We start from the raw sequence: 19,839 nt of genomic DNA on the forward strand, positions 1-19,839 counted from the left end.
TAGGTCACTTATATTCCTTTGTTTTTTAGGACTCATTACTTCCTGCATTTCTAATAAAAAAGTCCTCTATTTGCAAAACCAAAGTAATAATGAGGCGTTGGAATCAGGAAAAAGGATACCTCACCATATGGTGGATTACAGATTGCAGTTCAATGACATCGTGGATGTGAAAGTAATTACCAATGACGAGATTTTGAGAAAAGGGTTTAGCCTTAATACCGCTGAAACTGGGCAGACTATGGGAATGCAGCCTGGACAGGGCGGAGGGGATGTTTATTACATGACCGGTTATACTGTAGACAAAAACGGTTTTATTGATATACCCCTATTAGGAAAGGTCAAAGTAAGCAACTTGACATTGGATGAAGCAAAAGAACAAATCAGAGAAGACCTTAAAGCTTACATTCGGGGTGATTTTTTTGTTAGAGTTAAGTTAGGAGGTATCAGATACAGTGCTTTAGGAGAATTTAGAGCTCCTGGAAAATACGTGATACTTCAGGATAGAATGACTATTTTTGAAGCAATTGCCAATGCTGGAGATCTAACTGTTTTGGCTAAAAGAGATAATATAAAGCTGATCAGACAATATGCCGACGGAAGTGAGATTTACGATGTGAATCTTAATGACCGAGACCTTCTGTACAGTGACTTTTATTTCATCAGACCAAATGACCAGCTGTATGCTGAGCCACTTAAAGTAAGAGAAGTGGGCGCGGGCGAAAATGCTGCCCAAACCCTTACCTTATTGATTACGCTCTTTACTTTCGCCGCCTTGGTGCTAAATCTTTCAAAGTAATTTTCAATGTCCACCAATCAGTCGAATACCCCGTATAATTACCCAGTTTTTACTGTATCAAAATCTAGTGAAGATTTTGACCTAAGGGCTATTATTCTCAACTATACCAAGTATTGGAAATGGTTCTTTGTCAGTGTAATTGTTTGTGTAGCCCTGGCATTTTTTTTCAATAAGTATGCGATGCCTGTTTATTTGATCAACGGTACCATAATTCTAAATGAAGAAAAACCGGATATAACCGCCGATTTATTCAGTTCTGCAGGTTTGGGTAATAATAAAGTGAATACTCAAAATGAAGTTTGGATTCTAAAGTCCTTTTTTTTGGCTGAAGAGGCACTTAAGGATTTGAATTTTAATGTTTCCTATTTTAGAGATGGAGTGTTTCAAAAAGCCCAAGTGTATGGAAATACACCTGTGATGCTTGACGTGGACTGGAAACATCCTCAGGTTGTGGGAGGGTTGTTTAAATTGAAAGTGGTTGATTCTAGCAAGTATCAACTAACATTGGCAGAGGAAGGACTGTCTGTTTATAATCCTTCGGATCCCTTCTATAACACTAACCTGAATAAACAGTCAGTATTTGATGGAGAATATTTTTTTGACTCATTGATAGTCAATGACTTCACTAAATTTGCAGTAAAAAATGCAGGAGCCTTGCCAGGAGAGGAAATTTATTTCAGGATAACTGATACTCCTTCATTAGCACTGGATATGGCCAACGACCTTTCAGTGCAGTTAGTGGATGAGAAAGCTTCGATTTTATCGCTCTCTCTTCACTCAGGCATTAGAAAAAGAGGTGAGAATTATCTTAATAATCTGATGGATGCCTATTTGGAAAGAGAGCTTGCTGAGAAAAACAGGGCCTCAGATGCCACTATTTTGTTTATTCAAAATCAACTTAGTGGAATTACGGATTCTCTTACATTCTTTGAAAATCGACTGCAACAATACAGAACAGATAATAAGATTTTTAACTTAAGTGAGGAGGGATCCAGGGTTTATGAGAGTTTGTTAGAGCTTGAAAATGAGCGGGCTAAGGCTGATATTTCGCTCCGTTATTACAATCAGTTAAAGGAATACCTTGATAGGGAGGATTTTGATGCATTAATGGCTCCATCTATTGCTGATATGGATAATAGCTTACTGAATACCCTAGTAGGCAATCTTATTCAGCTACAATCTGAAAAGACTAGTCTTTCGGCAAGTTACTCTGACCAGAATCCTGCTGTCATAGACATTAACCTTAGGATTGCCAATACCAGGAAGGTACTTTCTGAAAATGTAAATTCGGCAATTTCAAATATTAAAGCGACCATCTCCCAATTGACTTCTAGAATAGATTCTATTGATGGGGAAATCAATAAGCTTCCGGAAACTGAGCGAAGATTGGTAGGTATTCAACGTCAGTTCGAAATCAATGAGTCTATATACGTTTACTTACAAGAGAAACTTTACGAAGCCCAAATCACTAAAGCATCTAACTTTCCTAAAAACTCCATACTGAACGCAGCAAGATCTAGCTTGGCTCCTGTATTCCCTAAAAAAACGCTTAATCTTATTATTGGGTTCTTTGTTGGGTTAGGAATACCATTTATGTTTATCACTATCAAGACTTATTTTAATAATAGGGTAGATGATCCACGCTTCCTAGAGAAGCATTTGGAGATTCCTTTTCTGGGAATTATTGGTAAAGGAACTCTTGACCATTCCCGAGTTGTATTGGAAAGTCCCAAGTCAGGAGTTACGGAGTCATTTAGATCATTGAGATCGGACATGTCTTACCTGATTCCAGACAAAAGTAAGGTAGTAATCTTGTTCACTTCCTCAGTATCAGGCGAGGGTAAGACTTTCTGTGCTATTAATATGGCATCTGTATATGCGCTTTCAGGTAAGAAAGTCATCCTTCTTGGTCTTGATCTTAGAAAACCTAAAATAGCCCAAGATTTTGGATTGGAAAACAAAGAGGGTATCAGTACAGTACTGAGCAAGAAGATGAATTGGAGAAATGCTGTGAAGAATAGTGGATTTGAAAACCTGGATATCTTACTTTCAGGTTCGGTTCCTCCAAATCCTGCTGAGCTTATTCTACAGGATTCCTTTGCTCAAATGATGGAAGAGATCAAGGAGAGCTATGATATAGTTGTGATGGATTGCCCGCCTGTAGGCTTGGTTTCAGAAACAAAGGAACTCTTTAAATATTCGGATATCAATATTTTCGTTTTCAGACACAAATATTCTGACAAAGCCAATATCAAAGTTGTTGAGAGCCTTAGAGAAAAAGAGGGGATTAAAAGAATATATACCGTCCTTAATGATTTTCAGGTTGACCACCGATATGGCTACGGTTATGGCTACGGCTATGGCTACGGCTATGGAAAAGATTATGGGTATTACAACGAAGATAAACCAAGTACGCTAAGTCGTATACTTGGCAAGAAAAAACCTTCATAAAATAGGAATTTCTTGCTTCCTTTTGGCAGGGGGCAGCGTGCCTACATAGACTTCCTCTCCCTGATTGGTATGTATGAAATCAATTCTAGACCATGTCTTCAGCACAACTTTCCGCAATCGTAAAAGACTTTCTGAATAAACAACGACGGGATCTTTGTTTCTGATTTTGAAAGCCTAATTAGTTGACTATCTTCGTAGGTGATTTGAACAAAATTCTAATTATATGTCCTTTCTTTGCACCTCAAGCTTATGTTGGAGGAGTGAGACCTACTATGTTTGCAAAATACCTGACTCTCCAGAATATGGAAGTTTGGGTCTTGACCAGATATCTTCCTTCAGAAGATAAGGTTATAAATGAGGGTATGTCAATTGCGCTTCCTGAAAATCTTAAAGAAAGAGTTATCAGAATCAGTACTCCAGATGAGGAATCATATCTTAAAAATAGATCGTTAAAGGATAAAATCAAGCATTTAATCTTGCCTGAATACTCCTCACCTGCCGGTTTTTATGAGAAAGCCTTACCGATTGGGAGAAAGCTGATTTCTGAACAGAAGTTTGATTTGATTTTATCCTCAGCTCCTGATCAGTGGGGGGTTACATTGGGTGAAAAATTAGCCGAAGAGGCGGATTGCAAATTTGTAGTGGACTTTCGTGATATTTATGAGCAGGAAATGCTCGAGAAGCGCCCGTTAAGAGTAAAGCTTCATGAACATAGAATGCTTATTAGAAGATACCTCTGTACTAGGAGAGCTGATCTTATTATTACCGTATCTGAGTTTCATAAAAGTATTCTTTCAAAGAAGCTGGGTAAAAAGACGGAAGTAGTTTTCAACGGGTATGATGATGAGTTTTTTAATCCTTCAGATAAGAAGCCAGAGCAAAATAAGTTTACCATATCATACCTTGGCAGAATCTTAAGTGAGTGGTACCATAACCCAACAGTATTGTTTCAAGCACTTACCGAATTGAGGAGGGAAAGGAAATTAACTTCTGATGACTTTCAGGTAAATTTTTATGGGGTAGATTATTCCAAGATAATTCAGTATTTAACGCCTGAAAATAAAGTTTTTGTAAACTTTCTCCCAAGAATTCCCTTAGATGAAGTTGTGTCTGTAATGAATAACAGCCATGCTTTACTACTTATTACTAATCAAGGAAGAGAAGGTGTATTGACTACGAAGTTTTTTGAATATGCAGGTGTAAAAAAGCCCATTATTTGTGTACCCGGAGACTCCTCTGAGCTAGATGCATTAATAAAAAAACATCAAGTGGGTGAAATTATTGATTCGGTGGATAAGATGAAGGTCTATTTGACTGATGCTGTACAGAAATATTTGACAGACACTTGGAGAACTAAACTGGACTCTGATCCTTCATGTTTTACACGGAAAAATCAGACATTGATTTTAGCCAATCATTTGAAAAGCCTTGTCTAAAAAAGTTGTAGGAATAGGGATTCCTTGTCTTCTTGTTGGAGGCACTGAAATCCAAACATTGAGTCTGGTCAAAGCACTTGTTTTTGAAACATATCTAGTAGATGTGATTTGTTACTTTGAATTTGATCCGGTGATGGTAAAGCAATTTGAAGAGACAGGAGCCAGAGTCACATTACTACAGTGGTCTAGGTCAATGGGTGCGGTTCAATTTATCAGATGCCTGGTTAATGTAATTAGCACTCTGAATCCGATTATTTTTCATGTACAGTATATGGCTCCTGGCGCGCTACCCATTGTAGCCGCCCGACTCGCGGGAGTTAAGAAAGTAATTGCTACTGTGCATCAACCAAAAACAGCATCTCATGGCAGATTTTCGGGTTTCATTTTAAGATCTGCTTCAAAATTATGCACTTCCTTTCTGTCAGTTTCCAAGAGTACTGAGGAATCTTGGTTTGGATCTAGCCATGAATTTTCTTTGGAGAAGAATTATCAGAAAGTTTTTAGACATTGTACTATTTACAATTCCTTGGATACAGCAGCGATTGATCTAGAAGTATCCCAGTTATCGTCCATGCAGTCGACTGATGAAGTTATTCGTATAGGAACAGTGTGCCGACTTAATTATGTAAAAGGGGTAGATACCTTGATTGAAGCTTTTTATATTTTATGGAAGAAAGATAGTGAAGGGATTCAGCTTTTGATTTATGGTGAAGGGGACGATGAACTGAGATTAAAGAAAATGGTGGCTGACCTTGGAATTGGGAGGGCAGTTCTCTTTTATGGGAAATTAGCTCCAAGTGAAGTCTTACCTGCCACGGCACAGATGAACATTGTGGTGGTTCCATCTCGTTTTGAAGCTTTTGGTCTTTATGCTGCCGAGGCTATGTGCATTGGTAAGCCCGTGGTAGCATCAGATACTTTTGGGTTAGCTGAGGTAATTACGGATCAAGAGACAGGCCTATTGTTTCCCGTAGAAAACACCACTGAGCTTGCGGAAAAACTGAGAAGTTTGATCAAAGATCCTTCTCTGAGAGCAAGGTTGGGACAAGCTGCCCGAAAATCTATCAAGGTAAGATTTGATTATACCGACTACAAAAAGAAGGTAGCTAAGCTTTACGATCTTTTGTGTAATTCCTAAAAAAAATCCTTCTAAATTGTGCGCTAATTCAAAATCAATTTGTTATCCATTCACCCTGAGTTAATCCAAATTATCGGATGGAACAGCTAATTACCTTTTTCAGTGTAAGAACAGAAATTCCTGACAAGAATTTTAAGCTGTTCTTCAATACGCTGTTTCTCTGTTCACTGATTCCGTATCTGAATTCGATATTCCCTGTGTTGCCGAGTTTATTCTTTGGATTCAACTGGACTGGAATTTCGTGGATAATTTGCTTTTTTGTCACCATTTATCTACTTTTTTCGATGGAAAGACCTGCTTTCCCATTGCTCAATTGGGTATTTTGGATAGTTTACCTGATTATAGCTTTATCGGTAGATTTTTCCTTTATAGGGCTACAGCTTACCATCCAATATGTTTTACCCATATTTGTCGGCGTTGTTGCTTCATCATTTACATATTCATGGCCTAAATTATTCTGGGCATATCAGCAATTCGCAAGGTTAATCATTGTAGTTTTTCTACTATTTGTCGTATATTTTATAGTTACAGGGTATTCCCCCCATATGGCGTCCACCCCGATGTTACTTTATGTAATGGCCATCATTTCATTGGGGGTTTTTTATGTTTTTCGAGATAAGAAATTCCTGATTATATTTTTGATCCTTTTTATGATGCCCTTTCTTTCGGTGACTAGAATGGCCATTTTGGTTTTTGTGACTTCTTTTGTAGCCCACTTTTCCAATGAAAGTATTTCCTCCAAAATCCCATATGCTTTGTTGGGTTTAATATTATTTGCAATAGTTTTTAGTTCAGAATCCTTTCAGGAAAAGACCTTCCATGATGGGAAAGGAGAAATTTCTGACTTGAGCATTAACTATTATGAGGCTGGGAATGATCTTAATACCAATGGTAGAACTGCGTGGCAATTGGGTTTGGAACCCGGATTGGCAAGAAATCCTGTTTTTGGAAATGGTCCTAGATCTGATAATGCTGTACTAAGTGAACTTGCAGGAGAAGCATCTGCCGAGGCCCACAATGACTACCTTTCTGTTCGCTATAATTATGGCTGGTTAGGGTTATTATGCCTTTTGGGTGGCTTTTCCGTTACATTTATTCAGTTGATGAAGCTTTATTTTAAAGATACTATACCACTCTTTAAGGTAGTGTTGGGCGCAACACTAACACTGTTCTTAGGTTTTGCGTTTTTTATGTACTCGGACAACATACTCAAATACACTATTTTCTTTCCTAATTATTTTTTTGCGATGATAGGTATAACGTATTCTACTAGCAAAAGGGGGCTGGCATATCTGTAATTATGAAAGTTTCATTGATTATTCCTCTATACAATAAAGAGGAGACAATACTTGAGACACTTAAATCTGTATTTAATCAGATTGAACGTCCAGATGAAATCATTATAGTTGATGATGGAAGTCAAGATTCATCCTGTAGATTAGTTGAGCGATTAAATAATCCACTTATTAAGCTGGTCTGTCAATCCAATCAGGGGGTTTCTGCTGCAAGAAATAGGGGAGTTGAACTCGCTTCTTACGACTGGGTTACTTTTTTGGATGCTGATGATCAGTGGGATTTTGAGTTTCTAAAGGAAATCAGATATTTACATAGTCTTTTTCCCGATGAGAAGGTATTGGCCACCTCTTACAAGTTTGTTTATCCTTCAGGAAAAATAGAGTATGCGAAATTAAATTTTATTAATTTTTCGGAAGATCATGGTGTAGTAGAGAATTACTTTGAAGTTGCTGCATCTTCACATCCTCCCATCAATTCTTCAGCAATAGCTATAAAAAAAAGCGAATTGGTGGAAGTAGGAGGTTTTCCTGTAGGAATAAAATCCGGCGAAGATTTGTTAACATGGACTAGACTTATGGTTCGTCATCGTTTGGCTTACTCCCAGCGCCCGTTAGGAAATTATATCTATCATACGGCTAACGCCGGTGCTGCAGTAATCAGAGAAACAGATACGGATCCTATTGGGAGAGAAATGTTGGAGTTGTTACCTCTTGCCCTAAAAGCGGGAAAAGTAGGATATACTTTATACTTGGGTAGATGGTATAAAAGTAAAGGGATTATACTTTTGGAATTAGGGAAAAATACTCATGCCAGACGAAAATTCATTCAGGCATTCTCTCACTCGAGGGAACGACTTAAATTAATAATCCTTCTTTTTGTATCTTTATTGCCGGCTAAAGTGTCCAAGAAGATTATTTTGAAAATATATAAGCCTGTTTAGATGAAAGTACTTTGGGTAAATCCCTCATTTTTAGATTATAGAGTTCCGCTTTATCAAGAATTGAATAATTGCTTAAATGGGGACTTTAATGTACTTTTTTCTAAAAATCGTATCCCCGAACGTGTCATTGATAAAGTGGAGCGGGCTTTGGGAACAAATTCTTATGGTCTGGAAGGGGAGTGGTTTTTAAAATTGGGTCGTCAGGGAGAACTCTCTAATGAGGGAGTTCAGATTCCCTTCCAAGCGGGATTACTTCGGGCTATAAAAGAAATTAAGCCTGACTTAATAATAGGAGAGGGGTTTTTCCAATGGACACCAGTGGCTGCATATTATGCCCGGAAAAGGGAAATTCCATTCTGGATAGCCTATGAGCGGACATTTCACACAGAGAGAAATTGTCCACTTTGGAGAAAGATATACCGTAGGGTTATCAATAGGTTTGTGTCTGGCTATCTTGTGAATGGTTCGTTGACTACAGAATATCTAAAAGCTGAAATAAACGCGAATGATAAACCCTTAGTTGAAGGCTGCATGTCTGCGGACGGCGCAAATCTCTCAATAAGAGTAAATGAGGCCAAGGAAAAAAAATCTAAAGGGCTGAAGCGAAAAGGAATTACCTATCTTTTTGTAGGGCAACTAATATATAGAAAGGGAATACTGGAATTGTGCCAAGCTTGGTCAACTCATACAACTAGGTATCCTGATGATGTATTGTTGATAATAGGTGATGGGGTGTTACGGGAAAAAGTCCAAGAGAGTACTCGTTATTTGTCCTCAGTTAGACTTTTTGGTTCGATAGACTACGACGATATCTATCAACATTATGCAGAGGCGGATGTGTTTATTATGCCTACCTTGGAGGATAATTGGAGTCTTGTAGTTCCAGAGGCTATGGCATGTGGTTTACCCGTAGCCACTACATATTATAATGGATGCTATCCTGAATTGATTAAAGAAGGCAGAAACGGAAAAGTGTTTGACTCCTTAAATCCTCAATCAATTCTTGAAGCTCTTGCATATTTCCATTCACAAGATTTACTTGCGATGGGAAGGGAGTCGGTAGAAATTGAAAGTAACTATTCTCCTAAAGAAGTAGCCAAAAGAATTTCTTCAGCAATTTCAGCGAAGAATTGAGCCTTACAAGTTAATTAGATATAGAATGCATATTGTTTTTGTTTCACGAGAATATCATGATTCCAAAAGAGGAGGGGGGATCGCCACCTATCTCCACGATCTAATTTCCTTAGTTTTGGAACAGGGGCATCAAGTTACTTTAATTACTGCTTCTGATGATACCACACAATATTCTTTTACTGCAAATGGCAGATTTACCAAGGTAAACCTCGAAGGTGGCGATTTTATAATTCCTGAGATAGAGCCTGGATTGATAACCATGAAGAAGTTTAGGGTTTTTTTTCGTTTTTTTTCGTATCGCATGAAAGTTCTTCGAGAGGTTTTGAAGTTAAAGAACGTGGATGTCTTGGAAGTTCCAGAGTTTGGTGCTGAGTCGGTATTCTTTAGAAAGTTTGATTACCCTGTGGTTTACCGCCTTCAAACCAGCTCCCTTTTAGACCGGACTAATGGTGGAGTGTTTAAATTTAGGATGGGTTTAATTCCTAATTTCTTTACAGGGTATTTTGAAAAAAGGATGCTTGGTAATGCTAACTATATTACTTCATGTTCTGCCAGTCTGAAGGACTGGACTTCCACTTATTTTAAGATTCCCCAAAATCAAATTGAAGTACTCTACAATCCCATAAATTTGAAAAATTGGAAGTTCAGCCGATCAAACGATTCCTTGTTTTCCTCTAAAATTCTTTATGTGGGAACGGTTTCTTACGAAAAAGGAGTTGGCGAGTTAGTAGAAGCTTGTCAGGTTTTAAAAAGAAAGGGCCTGAATATTACTCTGACTATTGTCGGTAAGTTGGGGACTTTTGGGAAGAAACTTCAGCATGATTTAAAGGATAATACCTGGTGCACATTTACAGGCCATATCAATAAGCAAGAACTAGCGTATATTTATGAGAGCCACAGTGTGGCTGTATTTCCCTCACATTGGGAGGCTATGGGGCTAGTAGTGTTAGAAGCAATGTACTCGGGAGCTTTGGTGGTCGGAAGTTCCGAAGGTGGGATGAGTGAACTGATAGTAGATGGGGAAAGTGGGTTTTTAGTTGCTCCGAAAGATGCTGTAGGTCTTGCAGAAAAAATAGAACATGTATTGGAGTTAGACCCTGAGGAGAAAGTTAAAATTTCAACTAATGCTATCTGCCATGTAAAGGAGAATTTTGCAGATAAAAAAATTATCCCGCAGTTTTTGGAATATTACAATAAGGCTGTGGCCGATTTTAAAGATCGTTCGAAAAAATAGATTCTTAGTTTTTATTTTAAGAAGGTAAGATAACTTAGTCCGTTGTTGTATAAAAATTGAAAAATAATTTCCAATGTTTTCGATTTGAACACGAGGTGATTTCCCTTCTTCAGGAGTTGTTTTTAGTTAATTAGCTTATCAGCGGTATTATTAATAATTCTATTTCTCAGTGTTTTGAACTGAATGATTTTACTTGTAGCGGAAGTTTAATTGCTGTCTTCAATTGTAAAGAGGAAAAAGATTATCTTTGTGCCCCAATTGGATTTAGCAGAATGAAGCATGCCCTTTTTTTATTGTCAGTTCCTCCTCCTATTCATGGTGCATCCATGGTTGGTAAGTATCTGAAAGAGAGTGATTTAATAAATAAATCCTATAGTATTACTTACATTAATCTGAACATCTCTCAGTCCGTAGACGAAATTGGAGGGCAAGGATTGTTAAAATATATCAGAATTGTAGGCCTTTTTTTTCGACTGCTTGTTCAGTTGATCCGTATCCGTCCAGAATTTACCTACATGACCCCCACCGCTGGAGGTATGGGCTTTTATAAGGATTGGCCATTTGCTATGTTGTGCAAATCACTTTCAGGTAAGTTTATAGTTCATTTTCATAACAAGGGATGTGCCAGATTTCAGGACTTCAGTTTTGATAATTGGTTGTACCGACATTTTTTCAAAAATACAGAGGTGATCTTATTGGCTAGTGAGCTGTACCCGGATGTTAGCAAATACGTTACCTTGGATCGTACGCATATATGTCACAATGGAATTCCAGTTTCAACACTAGAGCCAATTGCCAACCAAAGTGAAGATCCATTGACTATCTTGTTTCTATCAAATCTTCTGATAGAGAAAGGACTAATTGATTTGCTTGAAGCCTTGGTATTACTTAATAAGCAGCGGATAGAATATAGATGTGTCATAGTAGGGGGCGAAGGGGATTTTTCTGCTGTTCAATTGCAGGAGAAGATTGATGCCTTGGGAATTTCAAAAAAGGTTGTCTATTTAGGCAAACGATTCGGGGTCGAAAAGGAATTGCTGATCCAATCCGCCGATATCTTCGTATTTCCTACCTATTATAAGAAGGAATGCTTTCCTTTAGTGCTGTTGGAAGCAATGTCCTTTGGACTCCCAATAGTTACTACAAATGAGGGTGGAATCCCTTCTATAATTCAGAATAATATAAATGGTCTTATTATAGATTCTAAAAACCCTGAGCAATTGTCGTTCGCAATTATTAAATTGTTAAAAGACAAAGATTTCAGGTCTTTATTGGGCAGGAAGGCACTGGAGGATTTCAATCAAAAATTTACCATTGAGAAGTTTGAAAAAAGCTTTTTGAACATAATTAATAATAGGATCTTAATAAACAAATGATGAGGTTATAAGTTTAAAGCAATGGAGGTGAGATTTAAAGATTATATTATACAAACTGATTTGCCTGACTCTTTGGGAGGCAAACAATGTGTAATTAATACTATAAATCCACATTCCTATTGTGTTGCGGAAGAAGACTCTGATTTTAAACGGGCTCTGACTACTTCGGATTTGCTATTACCGGATGGGGTTGGGATAGTATGGGCTGTTCGGTTGATGTATGGCATCAAAATTAAGAAAGTTGCTGGGTATGACCTACATCTTCATTTGCTTGAATTGCTAAATCAAGGCAGAGGTAAGGTGTTTTATTTAGGTTCTAAGGATGAAACTTTAGACAAAATTAGAATCAGGTTGGAAAAGGAATATCCTAATATAGAATTTCATTCCTATAGTCCTCCATTTAAACCGACACTTGAAGAACAGGATAATGTGCATATTAGAAAAACTATTGCTGAAGTAGAACCAGATGTTTTATTTGTAGGGATGACTGCTCCAAAACAGGAGAAATGGGTGCTTCAAAATAAAGATTTAATTGATGTCAATATTATATGTTCAATTGGTGCTGTATTTGACTTTTACGCCGGTACTATCAAGAGGCCGAGCAAACTTTGGATTGACATGGGACTTGAGTGGTTGCCTAGGTTGTTAATTGAGCCTAAGCGTTTGTGGAAAAGAACATTTATTTCCAGCCCCAAATTCGTTATGCACTTGATTAATTCACGTTATTCTGCCTCCTCGTAATCAATGGATAAATAGGATGGATTTTATTGTGGCCTGCTTTTTACCTAAGTAGAAGGAAAAGGAATAGTAAATATAGTCATAACTAATTGGTTATCATTGCGTTGATAAATATACAATTATTGCAAATAAATCAGAACTATCCTCAAGGCAAGCAATGGATTCTGTTTTGGATTTCCCATAATTAATGAATAACGATTGGATTGATAAGTTTCACGCTTATCCAAAAATACAGGCACTTTTATTAAGAGCTTTTTCATCAGAAATTTTCAGGCGAATCCTTAGGGGGTCTTTTTGGAATGCAATTTTGAATTTTTTTAGTAAAGGAGTGTCTTTTGTCGGAACGGTAATAATCATTCGATTAATAGGTAAAGAGGCCTATGGGGAATTCGGTATGCTTAATACTACCATTGCTATGTTTGGAATGTTTACTACATTCAGTATTTCTCAAACTGCCACCAAACACATTGCTGAATTTAGAGATTTAGATAAACCAAGAGCAGGTAGAATTATTGGGTTGTCCTTTTTGTTTTCAGGGACATTGGGTTTTCTGATATTTATTGTAGTCCAACTTACAGCTGGCTTATTGGCTGAGAATTCATTGGAAGCTCCACATCTTGAAGGCAGCCTCAGATTGATGGCTACAGGTATGCTTTTCGGATCCATGAATGGAGCACAATATGGTGTTATCAATGGGCTTGAGGCTTTTAAGGAAAATTCTTTCCTAGGGATTGCACTGGGAATTTGCCTCACTTTGGTTAAAATAGCTCTGACATATTGGTTTGGTTTTTTTGGTGCGGTGCTGGGTATGACAGTGGAGCCACTGATTACTTATCTTGCTACCTTCTATTTGGTGAGGAAACTTCTGACCCGTTCGCGATTGAAGATCATGTTTTCGGGAGCATTGAAGGAGTACAAGATCTTATTCAATTATAGTTTGCCTTCTTTGCTGTCAGGACTTTTAATATTCCCGACCAATTGGTACACGATGTCACTACTGGCTACTCGCGGAGGGGGCTACGATGAACTTGCTGATTTTAATGTAGCAAATCAATGGTTCAGTGTGCTTATTTTTATAACTTATATATTAGTAAGCAGCTTTTTACCCATATTTTCAGACCTATGGGCAAAGAAGCAATACCATCAAGTAAATAGAATAGTGAAGAGTGCTTCACTTACGATCCTTGCGATTTTTATCCCTATATGCCTAATATTTTTATTTTTTGGTGAGAATATTGCAAGAATATATGGGCCAGAATATGCTGGAATAGGGTTCTTGATTTTTGTGTCAGTATTCACACTTATCCCACAGTCACTCTGCGTTGTGTTGAATAATGTGCTTGTAGCATGTGGAAGACTTTGGACTAGTTTGCTGATCTTTGGAGCATGGAGTATTTGCTTTGTAGGCCTTACCTTCGTCTTACTGTCATTTTCTTCAATGGGACTGGTTCTTGCCAGATTGATCGCTTTTATAGTTTATCTACTTATTCTGTTTTGGGTGTATTTTAGTTATTATAGAAAATTATCCCTTCAACCAACAAGAAATTGAAAGTAGGTATAGTGACTTACGCACTGATGATAGGAGGGATAGAGAGGGTGGTCTTAACCCTATACAAAGGTCTGGTAAAAGAGGGTTACGAACCCACTGTGATAGAGGTTAACGAAAAAGGACTGTGGAGTGACAAATTCCAAATGATGGGTGTACACGTGGTGAAGGTATTGCCGCGTTTTTGGGAAAGTAAAAAGGAGCATGCATTTAGGATGCTTAACCATTTAAAGAAATATGATTTACTTTTTTTAAACGATGTGCAATATGTTCACAGTATCTTGGGTCTTTTGCCCCCTACAACCAGGGTATTCCCTATAGTTCATGGCAACTTGGAATCCATGCTGTACAATGCTTCCTTCAACAGCAGTCAAATAGAAGGCATTATTTGTGTAAATCCCTTGCTGGCTGAGCGCCTGATCCATGAATATAAGGTCAATGGGGATATGATCCATATTATCCCTAATTGTCTTGATGTTCCTGCTGTGGCTCCTTCTAAGTCCAGAAAAAGAAAGTTCGTCTATCTGGGAAGGCTGACCGATTTTGAGAAAGGTGTTTTAGATATTCCGGAAATATTTAAGTTGGTTTTAAATAAAATTCCCGATTTAGAAGTTGATATCTACGGTTCAGGGCCTGATAAAGAGCTACTGTTAGAAAAAATCAAAAAGAATAAGTTGGAGCACTATATTCACTTAAAGGGGGAAATTGATCCCAATAATGTCTATGACGTACTTTCTAATTATGTATACTTGGTGTTTCCTTCCAAGTTTGAAAGTGGTGCTCTAGTGATGAAAGAAGGGATGATCTGTGGATTGATTCCTCTGGCTTACCGTCTTGCCGGACAAACGGATGTAATAGTAGATCATGGGGAAAATGGGTTTTTGGCTTCACCTTCTAACTATGAAGAATTTGCCTCTAATATTTTGGAAATTTACAATAATCAAGAACGGATTCTGCATATGAGAGAAAAAGCGATTCGTACAATAGTGGATAAATTTTCCATCGATGTGATGATGAAAGACTACATGAGGGTTATTGAGGGGGGCAAGCGTCGGTCTATTACTGTCAACAAAAGCAAGAAACTGGAAAAAGAGATTCTTGAAGATTTTCCTTTATTACCGCTGTTTTTAGTCAGACCCGTCCGTAAAATACTACGTACGTTAGGACTTTACAAATGAATACACTTAGAATTCTATTTATTACCACTGCCTTTCCTCCCTACGAATTTTCTGAGGCACTCGTTAACGCCAAATTGGTGGTGTCATTAAAAAATGAAGGAATGGATATCCAAGTGCTGGCACGACCGGCAAGTACATACTATGCAGCGACATGGTCTGACACTTGGTCTTCAATAAGAGGACAGATCCACTATCCTGAAATTCGAAAGCGATCCTATTTAAACGATGTGCTGTTAACTGTAAAGGGGCTTTTTTACTATAAATTTCCGGTAGAAGGAATTCGATGGGGAATTGAAGCTGAGAAGTTGGCGCACAAGCTACATAAGGATAAGCCCTTTGACTTAGTTATGAGTCGGATGCCCTCTCTGTTTCCTCATTTGCTTGGAATTAGGCTTGCCAAGTTTTGGGATATACCTATTGTTGCAAATTGGAATGATCCGACTGATGACATCCGACCGTTGGGAAATCCTGTTTCTGCTAAAAATTCTTTTCTTTTTAAGTACATCTCTAGAAGGGTATTTGCTCAGGCACACATGAATACTTTTCCTTCAGAAGGACTATACCACCATTTCCTCAATACGAATTTAAAGGGACTCTATGCCAAAACAGAGATTGTCCCCCACATTGGCTTCTATCCTGACTTTACACTGGATTATAAGCCAGGGCCTATCCCTAGAGTAGCCCATGCAGGTAATATGTTGGATAATATTCAATTAGACTTTTTGCTTGAGTCACTGAGATCTCTGGTTCAAAAGGGGATTGATTTTGAATTTCACGTCTTTGGTGTAATCCAGGAGAAGTTTTTGCCTGAAATTGAATCGATGGGGCTAAAGAAGTTTATTGTTATCCATAAGCCATTGGAATATGCTCAAATGACACGACGGTTGGCTGAATTTGATTTTTTGATCATACTGGAAGCTCAATATCCTGAAGGGATTCTGATGCTGAGCAAATTATCGGATTATGCATCATTGAAGAAGCCTATCATAGCGATTTCACCAAAAAATGGCGTAACAGCGGATTATTTTGCTAATGAAAATGGATTCTATTTGCTGGATAATACCGATAGAAAACAGATCGAAAATGGTCTCGAAAAGCTATTTCTTGATTTTCCTAATACCATTCAGCCAAGTCATGAAAACAGGCTGTGGTCAGCTGTAGATCCTATTCGGGTTGTAGAGCAATATAAAAGAATTTTCAAAGGATTGTTGAAGCAAGGAACGTTTGTGAAGGATAAATGGGGAAATAGATCTAACGCTTAAATTTGAATTTTCCTCATTTACTACTGCGTTTAATATTTAAAGTAATGCCTTGAAATAGGATCTCCTTGATATAAATTAATTAGTATGATTATCTGCGCTGGTACCAATAGGCAAAATTTCTTTGATTCATCAAGTCACCTGACTGACTGTTATGTGGTGGGTTCCGAAGTGGTCCCAATTCAATTGTAGGCCAAATTATATAATGTTTTAGTCTCTTTCCCAGCAGAATGGATGCATAAAATAATTATCAAGTTCCTAAAACCAATAGCAAAAAAATAATAACTTAACTACTATGGGAGACAATCTTAAAAAGGAGTTTTTTGCTCACGAAACAGCAATTATAAACCCCGATTGTAAAATAGGAAAGGACAGTAAAATCTGGCATTTCAGCCATATCATGGAGTCTTGTCAAATAGGCGAGGAATGCAATATAGGCCAGAATGTGGTAATTAGCCCTGAAGTAATCTTAGGTAATCGAGTCAAAGTTCAGAACAATGTGAGTGTTTACACAGGTGTGACTTGTGAAGATGATGTTTTTCTGGGACCAAGTATGGTATTCACCAATGTAGTCAATCCCCGATCGGCTGTTAATAGGAGAGGGCAATACTTAAGAACGCATGTTGGTAGAGGTGCCAGCATAGGGGCTAATGCCACGATAGTATGTGGTCACAATATAGGAGATTTTGCTTTTATAGGAGCAGGAGCTGTAGTGACTAAGGAAGTTTTGCCTTATGCGCTTGTCATTGGTAATCCTGCTAGACAGACTGGATGGATGAGCGAATACGGCCACAAACTTATTTTCGATGGTAATCACGAGGCAATATGCCCGGAAAGCGGCGAGAAATATCTCCTTAAAAATGAACGTGTGATAAAAATAATCGCTGAAAATGAGTGAAAAGATCAATGGTATAAGCATGGTCGACCTGAGAGGTCAATATGAAAAGATCAAACTGAAAATTGACACTGCGATTCAGGAAGTCATAGATCAAAGTACATTTATCAAAGGCCCTGTAGTTCAATCATTCCAGACTGAACTACAGGATTACCTCAATGTCCAGGGTGTTGTGACCTGCGGAAATGGCACCGATGCATTACAGATCGCTTTGATGGGACTGGATCTTAGTCCAGGAGATGAGGTGATCACTGCTGCCTTTACTTACCCTGCCACTGCTGAAGTAATTGTACTCTTGGGACTCGTGCCTGTATTGGTAGATGTAGACCCTGAGACTTTTCTTATAAACCCAGATCTAATTGAAGCGGCTATTACTTATAAAACCAAGGTTATTCTTCCCGTACATCTTTTTGGGCAGTGCGCTGATATGGAAAGAATTCTAGCCATTGCAACAATGCATAAGCTATTTGTAATAGAAGATGTGGCTCAAGCCATGGGGGCAGAATACCATTTTACTGATGGAAGTATTGCTAAAGCTGGAACTATGGGGGATATCGGGTGTACCTCGTTTTTTCCTTCCAAAAATCTGGGATGTTTCGGAGACGGGGGTGCGCTGTTTTCCAATGATAAGGCACTGTGCAATAAGTTGAGAATGATTGCAAATCATGGGCAGTCTGTTCAATATTTCCACGATGTAGTAGGTGTGAATAGTAGATTGGATGCAATACAGGCAGCTATTTTGAGGGTAAAACTCCCTTATTTGGATAGCTACAACATTGCAAGGCAGTTAGCTGCGGATTATTACGACAGGGAATTGAAGGAGTCTGAGTTTCTGAGAACACCAAAGAGGGCAGGGAATGGTAGCCATGTATTTCATCAGTATACTCTCTTAATTACTGGTGGTGTTGACAGGGACAAATTGAGAAGTAGATTGGCTGATAAAGGCGTTCCCACAATGATATATTACCCACTGCCTATTCATCAGCAGCAAGCTTACCGAAGTGATAGAAATTCAGTGGGGCAGTTTCCTGTTGCTGAGTCTCTTCCCTCTAGGGTGTTATCATTGCCTATTCATACAGAAATGACTCAGGAACAGCTTGATTACATTGTTTCCTTATTGAAAGAAGAACTGGCTGGTAATTGAGACGGCGGAGCCTTTTGACCTGTCGGTTTGAAGAGGTATAGAATCATAATGATTAAGAGGCTTGAGAAGAAATAAATGTTTTGTATTAATAGCAATTGTGAGTATCACTAAATGAATTGAATAATGAAGAATTTTGCGCTGATTGGAGCTTCTGGTTATATCGCTCCTAGACATATGAAGGCAATAATGGAAACAGGCAACACACTCGCAGCTGCCTATGATCCTTATGACGGAGTGGGAATTATGGACTCATATTTTCCGGAATCTTCTTTTTTTGTAGAGTTTGAAAGGTTTGACAGACATATTGAAAAGTTAAAGAGGCAGCAAAAGGCGGTTGATATCGTAAGCATATGCTCCCCAAATTACTTACATGACAGTCATATTCGGTTTGGACTGAGAAGCGGAATGGATGTAATATGTGAAAAGCCAATTGTGCTTAATCCTTGGAATATTGATGCTCTAGAGCAAATCCAAAGAGAAACAGGTAATACAATCTATTCGGTGTTGCAGTTGCGGCTCCATAATTCAATAAAAGAACTTAAACAGAAAATTGAAAACGGTCCTAAGGACAAAATCTATGATATAGATCTAACCTACCTTACTTCGAGAGGTAAGTGGTATTATACTTCATGGAAAGGTGATATCACTAAATCAGGGGGCATCGCTACTAACATAGGTGTCCATTTTTTTGACATGCTGATTTGGATATTTGGGGAATTGAAATCGCAGACAGTTAATGTTCATACTCATGACAGGGCATGTGGAGTTATGGATTTGGAGAGAGCCCGAGTGAGATGGTTTTTAAGTATCAATGACCAATGTCTGCCAGAGGCCGCTGTAAAAGCAGGGAAGAGAACCTATAGATCCATTATTATAGAAGGGGAAGAACTTGAATTTAGCGAAGGTTTTACGGATTTGCATACAGCAACGTATCAAGATATTCTTAATGGAGGAGGATTCAATATCACCGATACACGTGCTGCGATAGAGGTAGTACATCAAATCAGACATGCTGAGACAGTAGGCTTAAATGGGGAATATCATCCTTTGGCTAAATTGCCCTTAGTCGAACATCCATTTCAAGTACTCTGAGCATGGGATTTTAAATAATACCAACTAATTTTAATTGAAGAGTTGATGAATTCGCTTTTGATTACTGAAATGCATTCAGCTTTGCTTAAGTGCTCATAAAGCTTATTGTTAAATTAACATATGTGCTTATAAGATATGCCTTTGTTTACTGAAGAAATTAAATTTCTTGTCATGACTGTGAAACCA

16 protein-coding genes are annotated in these 19,839 nt (G+C 38.1%); all 16 read left to right on the forward strand.

The features are described 5' to 3' along the window. Nucleotides 1-70 precede the first annotated feature (70 nt). A complete protein-coding gene (locus ID165_RS04530; protein ID WP_225586982.1) occupies nt 71-796 on the forward strand; it encodes a polysaccharide biosynthesis/export family protein in 726 nt (241 codons plus the stop codon). A gap of 6 nt (nt 797-802) precedes the next feature. Continuing rightward, nucleotides 803-3,247, forward strand: a complete 2,445-nt coding sequence (locus tag ID165_RS04535; protein WP_192349195.1) for a polysaccharide biosynthesis tyrosine autokinase — start codon at nt 803-805, stop codon at nt 3,245-3,247. Nucleotides 3,248-3,450: 203 nt separating this feature from the next. After that, nucleotides 3,451-4,683 (forward strand): glycosyltransferase, encoded by a 1,233-nt coding sequence (locus tag ID165_RS04540; protein ID WP_192349196.1) that lies wholly within the window; start codon nt 3,451-3,453, stop codon nt 4,681-4,683. Further along, nucleotides 4,676-5,821, forward strand: a complete 1,146-nt coding sequence (locus ID165_RS04545) for a glycosyltransferase (protein ID WP_192349197.1) — start codon at nt 4,676-4,678, stop codon at nt 5,819-5,821. The genes ID165_RS04540 and ID165_RS04545 overlap by 8 nt, the downstream gene beginning before the upstream one ends. Nucleotides 5,822-5,898: 77 nt before the next feature. Continuing rightward, entirely contained in the window at nt 5,899-7,119 is a 1,221-nt protein-coding gene (locus tag ID165_RS04550; RefSeq protein WP_192349198.1) for an O-antigen ligase family protein, read from the forward strand. A gap of 2 nt (nt 7,120-7,121) precedes the next feature. Beyond that, on the forward strand, nt 7,122-8,057 hold the full coding sequence (locus tag ID165_RS04555) for a glycosyltransferase family 2 protein (protein ID WP_192349199.1): 936 nt from the start codon (nt 7,122-7,124) through the stop codon (nt 8,055-8,057). Beyond that, on the forward strand, nt 8,058-9,191 hold the full coding sequence (locus tag ID165_RS04560; RefSeq protein ID WP_192349200.1) for a glycosyltransferase family 4 protein: 1,134 nt from the start codon (nt 8,058-8,060) through the stop codon (nt 9,189-9,191). Nucleotides 9,192-9,216: 25 nt separating this feature from the next. Then, complete coding sequence (locus ID165_RS04565; RefSeq protein ID WP_192349201.1) at nt 9,217-10,425, forward strand: glycosyltransferase family 4 protein; 1,209 nt, start codon at nt 9,217-9,219, stop codon at nt 10,423-10,425. Between the two features lie 272 nt (nt 10,426-10,697). Next, a complete protein-coding gene (locus ID165_RS04570) occupies nt 10,698-11,801 on the forward strand; it encodes a glycosyltransferase family 4 protein (protein ID WP_192349202.1) in 1,104 nt (367 codons plus the stop codon). Between the two features lie 27 nt (nt 11,802-11,828). Continuing rightward, entirely contained in the window at nt 11,829-12,542 is a 714-nt protein-coding gene (locus tag ID165_RS04575; protein ID WP_225586983.1) for a WecB/TagA/CpsF family glycosyltransferase, read from the forward strand. Between the two features lie 184 nt (nt 12,543-12,726). Then, nucleotides 12,727-14,088, forward strand: a complete 1,362-nt coding sequence (locus ID165_RS04580; protein ID WP_192349204.1) for an oligosaccharide flippase family protein — start codon at nt 12,727-12,729, stop codon at nt 14,086-14,088. After that, nucleotides 14,085-15,263: a glycosyltransferase family 4 protein gene (locus ID165_RS04585; RefSeq protein WP_192349205.1), complete on the forward strand. Its 1,179-nt coding sequence runs from the start codon at nt 14,085-14,087 to the stop codon at nt 15,261-15,263. Before ID165_RS04580 ends, ID165_RS04585 begins: the two co-directional genes overlap by 4 nt. Continuing rightward, nucleotides 15,260-16,525, forward strand: coding sequence for a hypothetical protein (locus tag ID165_RS04590; protein WP_192349206.1), 1,266 nt, complete (start codon nt 15,260-15,262; stop codon nt 16,523-16,525). The genes ID165_RS04585 and ID165_RS04590 overlap by 4 nt, the downstream gene beginning before the upstream one ends. 292 nt (nt 16,526-16,817) lie before the next feature. Then, complete coding sequence (locus ID165_RS04595; protein WP_192349207.1) at nt 16,818-17,420, forward strand: acyltransferase; 603 nt, start codon at nt 16,818-16,820, stop codon at nt 17,418-17,420. Continuing rightward, nucleotides 17,413-18,561, forward strand: a complete 1,149-nt coding sequence (locus ID165_RS04600) for a DegT/DnrJ/EryC1/StrS aminotransferase family protein (RefSeq protein WP_225586984.1) — start codon at nt 17,413-17,415, stop codon at nt 18,559-18,561. Before ID165_RS04595 ends, ID165_RS04600 begins: the two co-directional genes overlap by 8 nt. A 123-nt stretch (nt 18,562-18,684) precedes the next feature. Next, nucleotides 18,685-19,653: a Gfo/Idh/MocA family protein gene (locus tag ID165_RS04605; RefSeq protein WP_192349208.1), complete on the forward strand. Its 969-nt coding sequence runs from the start codon at nt 18,685-18,687 to the stop codon at nt 19,651-19,653. Nucleotides 19,654-19,839: the final 186 nt, after the last annotated feature.

Origin of the sequence: Algoriphagus sp. Y33, from assembly GCF_014838715.1 — a bacterium.
In the GTDB taxonomy this organism is placed as follows: domain Bacteria; phylum Bacteroidota; class Bacteroidia; order Cytophagales; family Cyclobacteriaceae; genus Algoriphagus.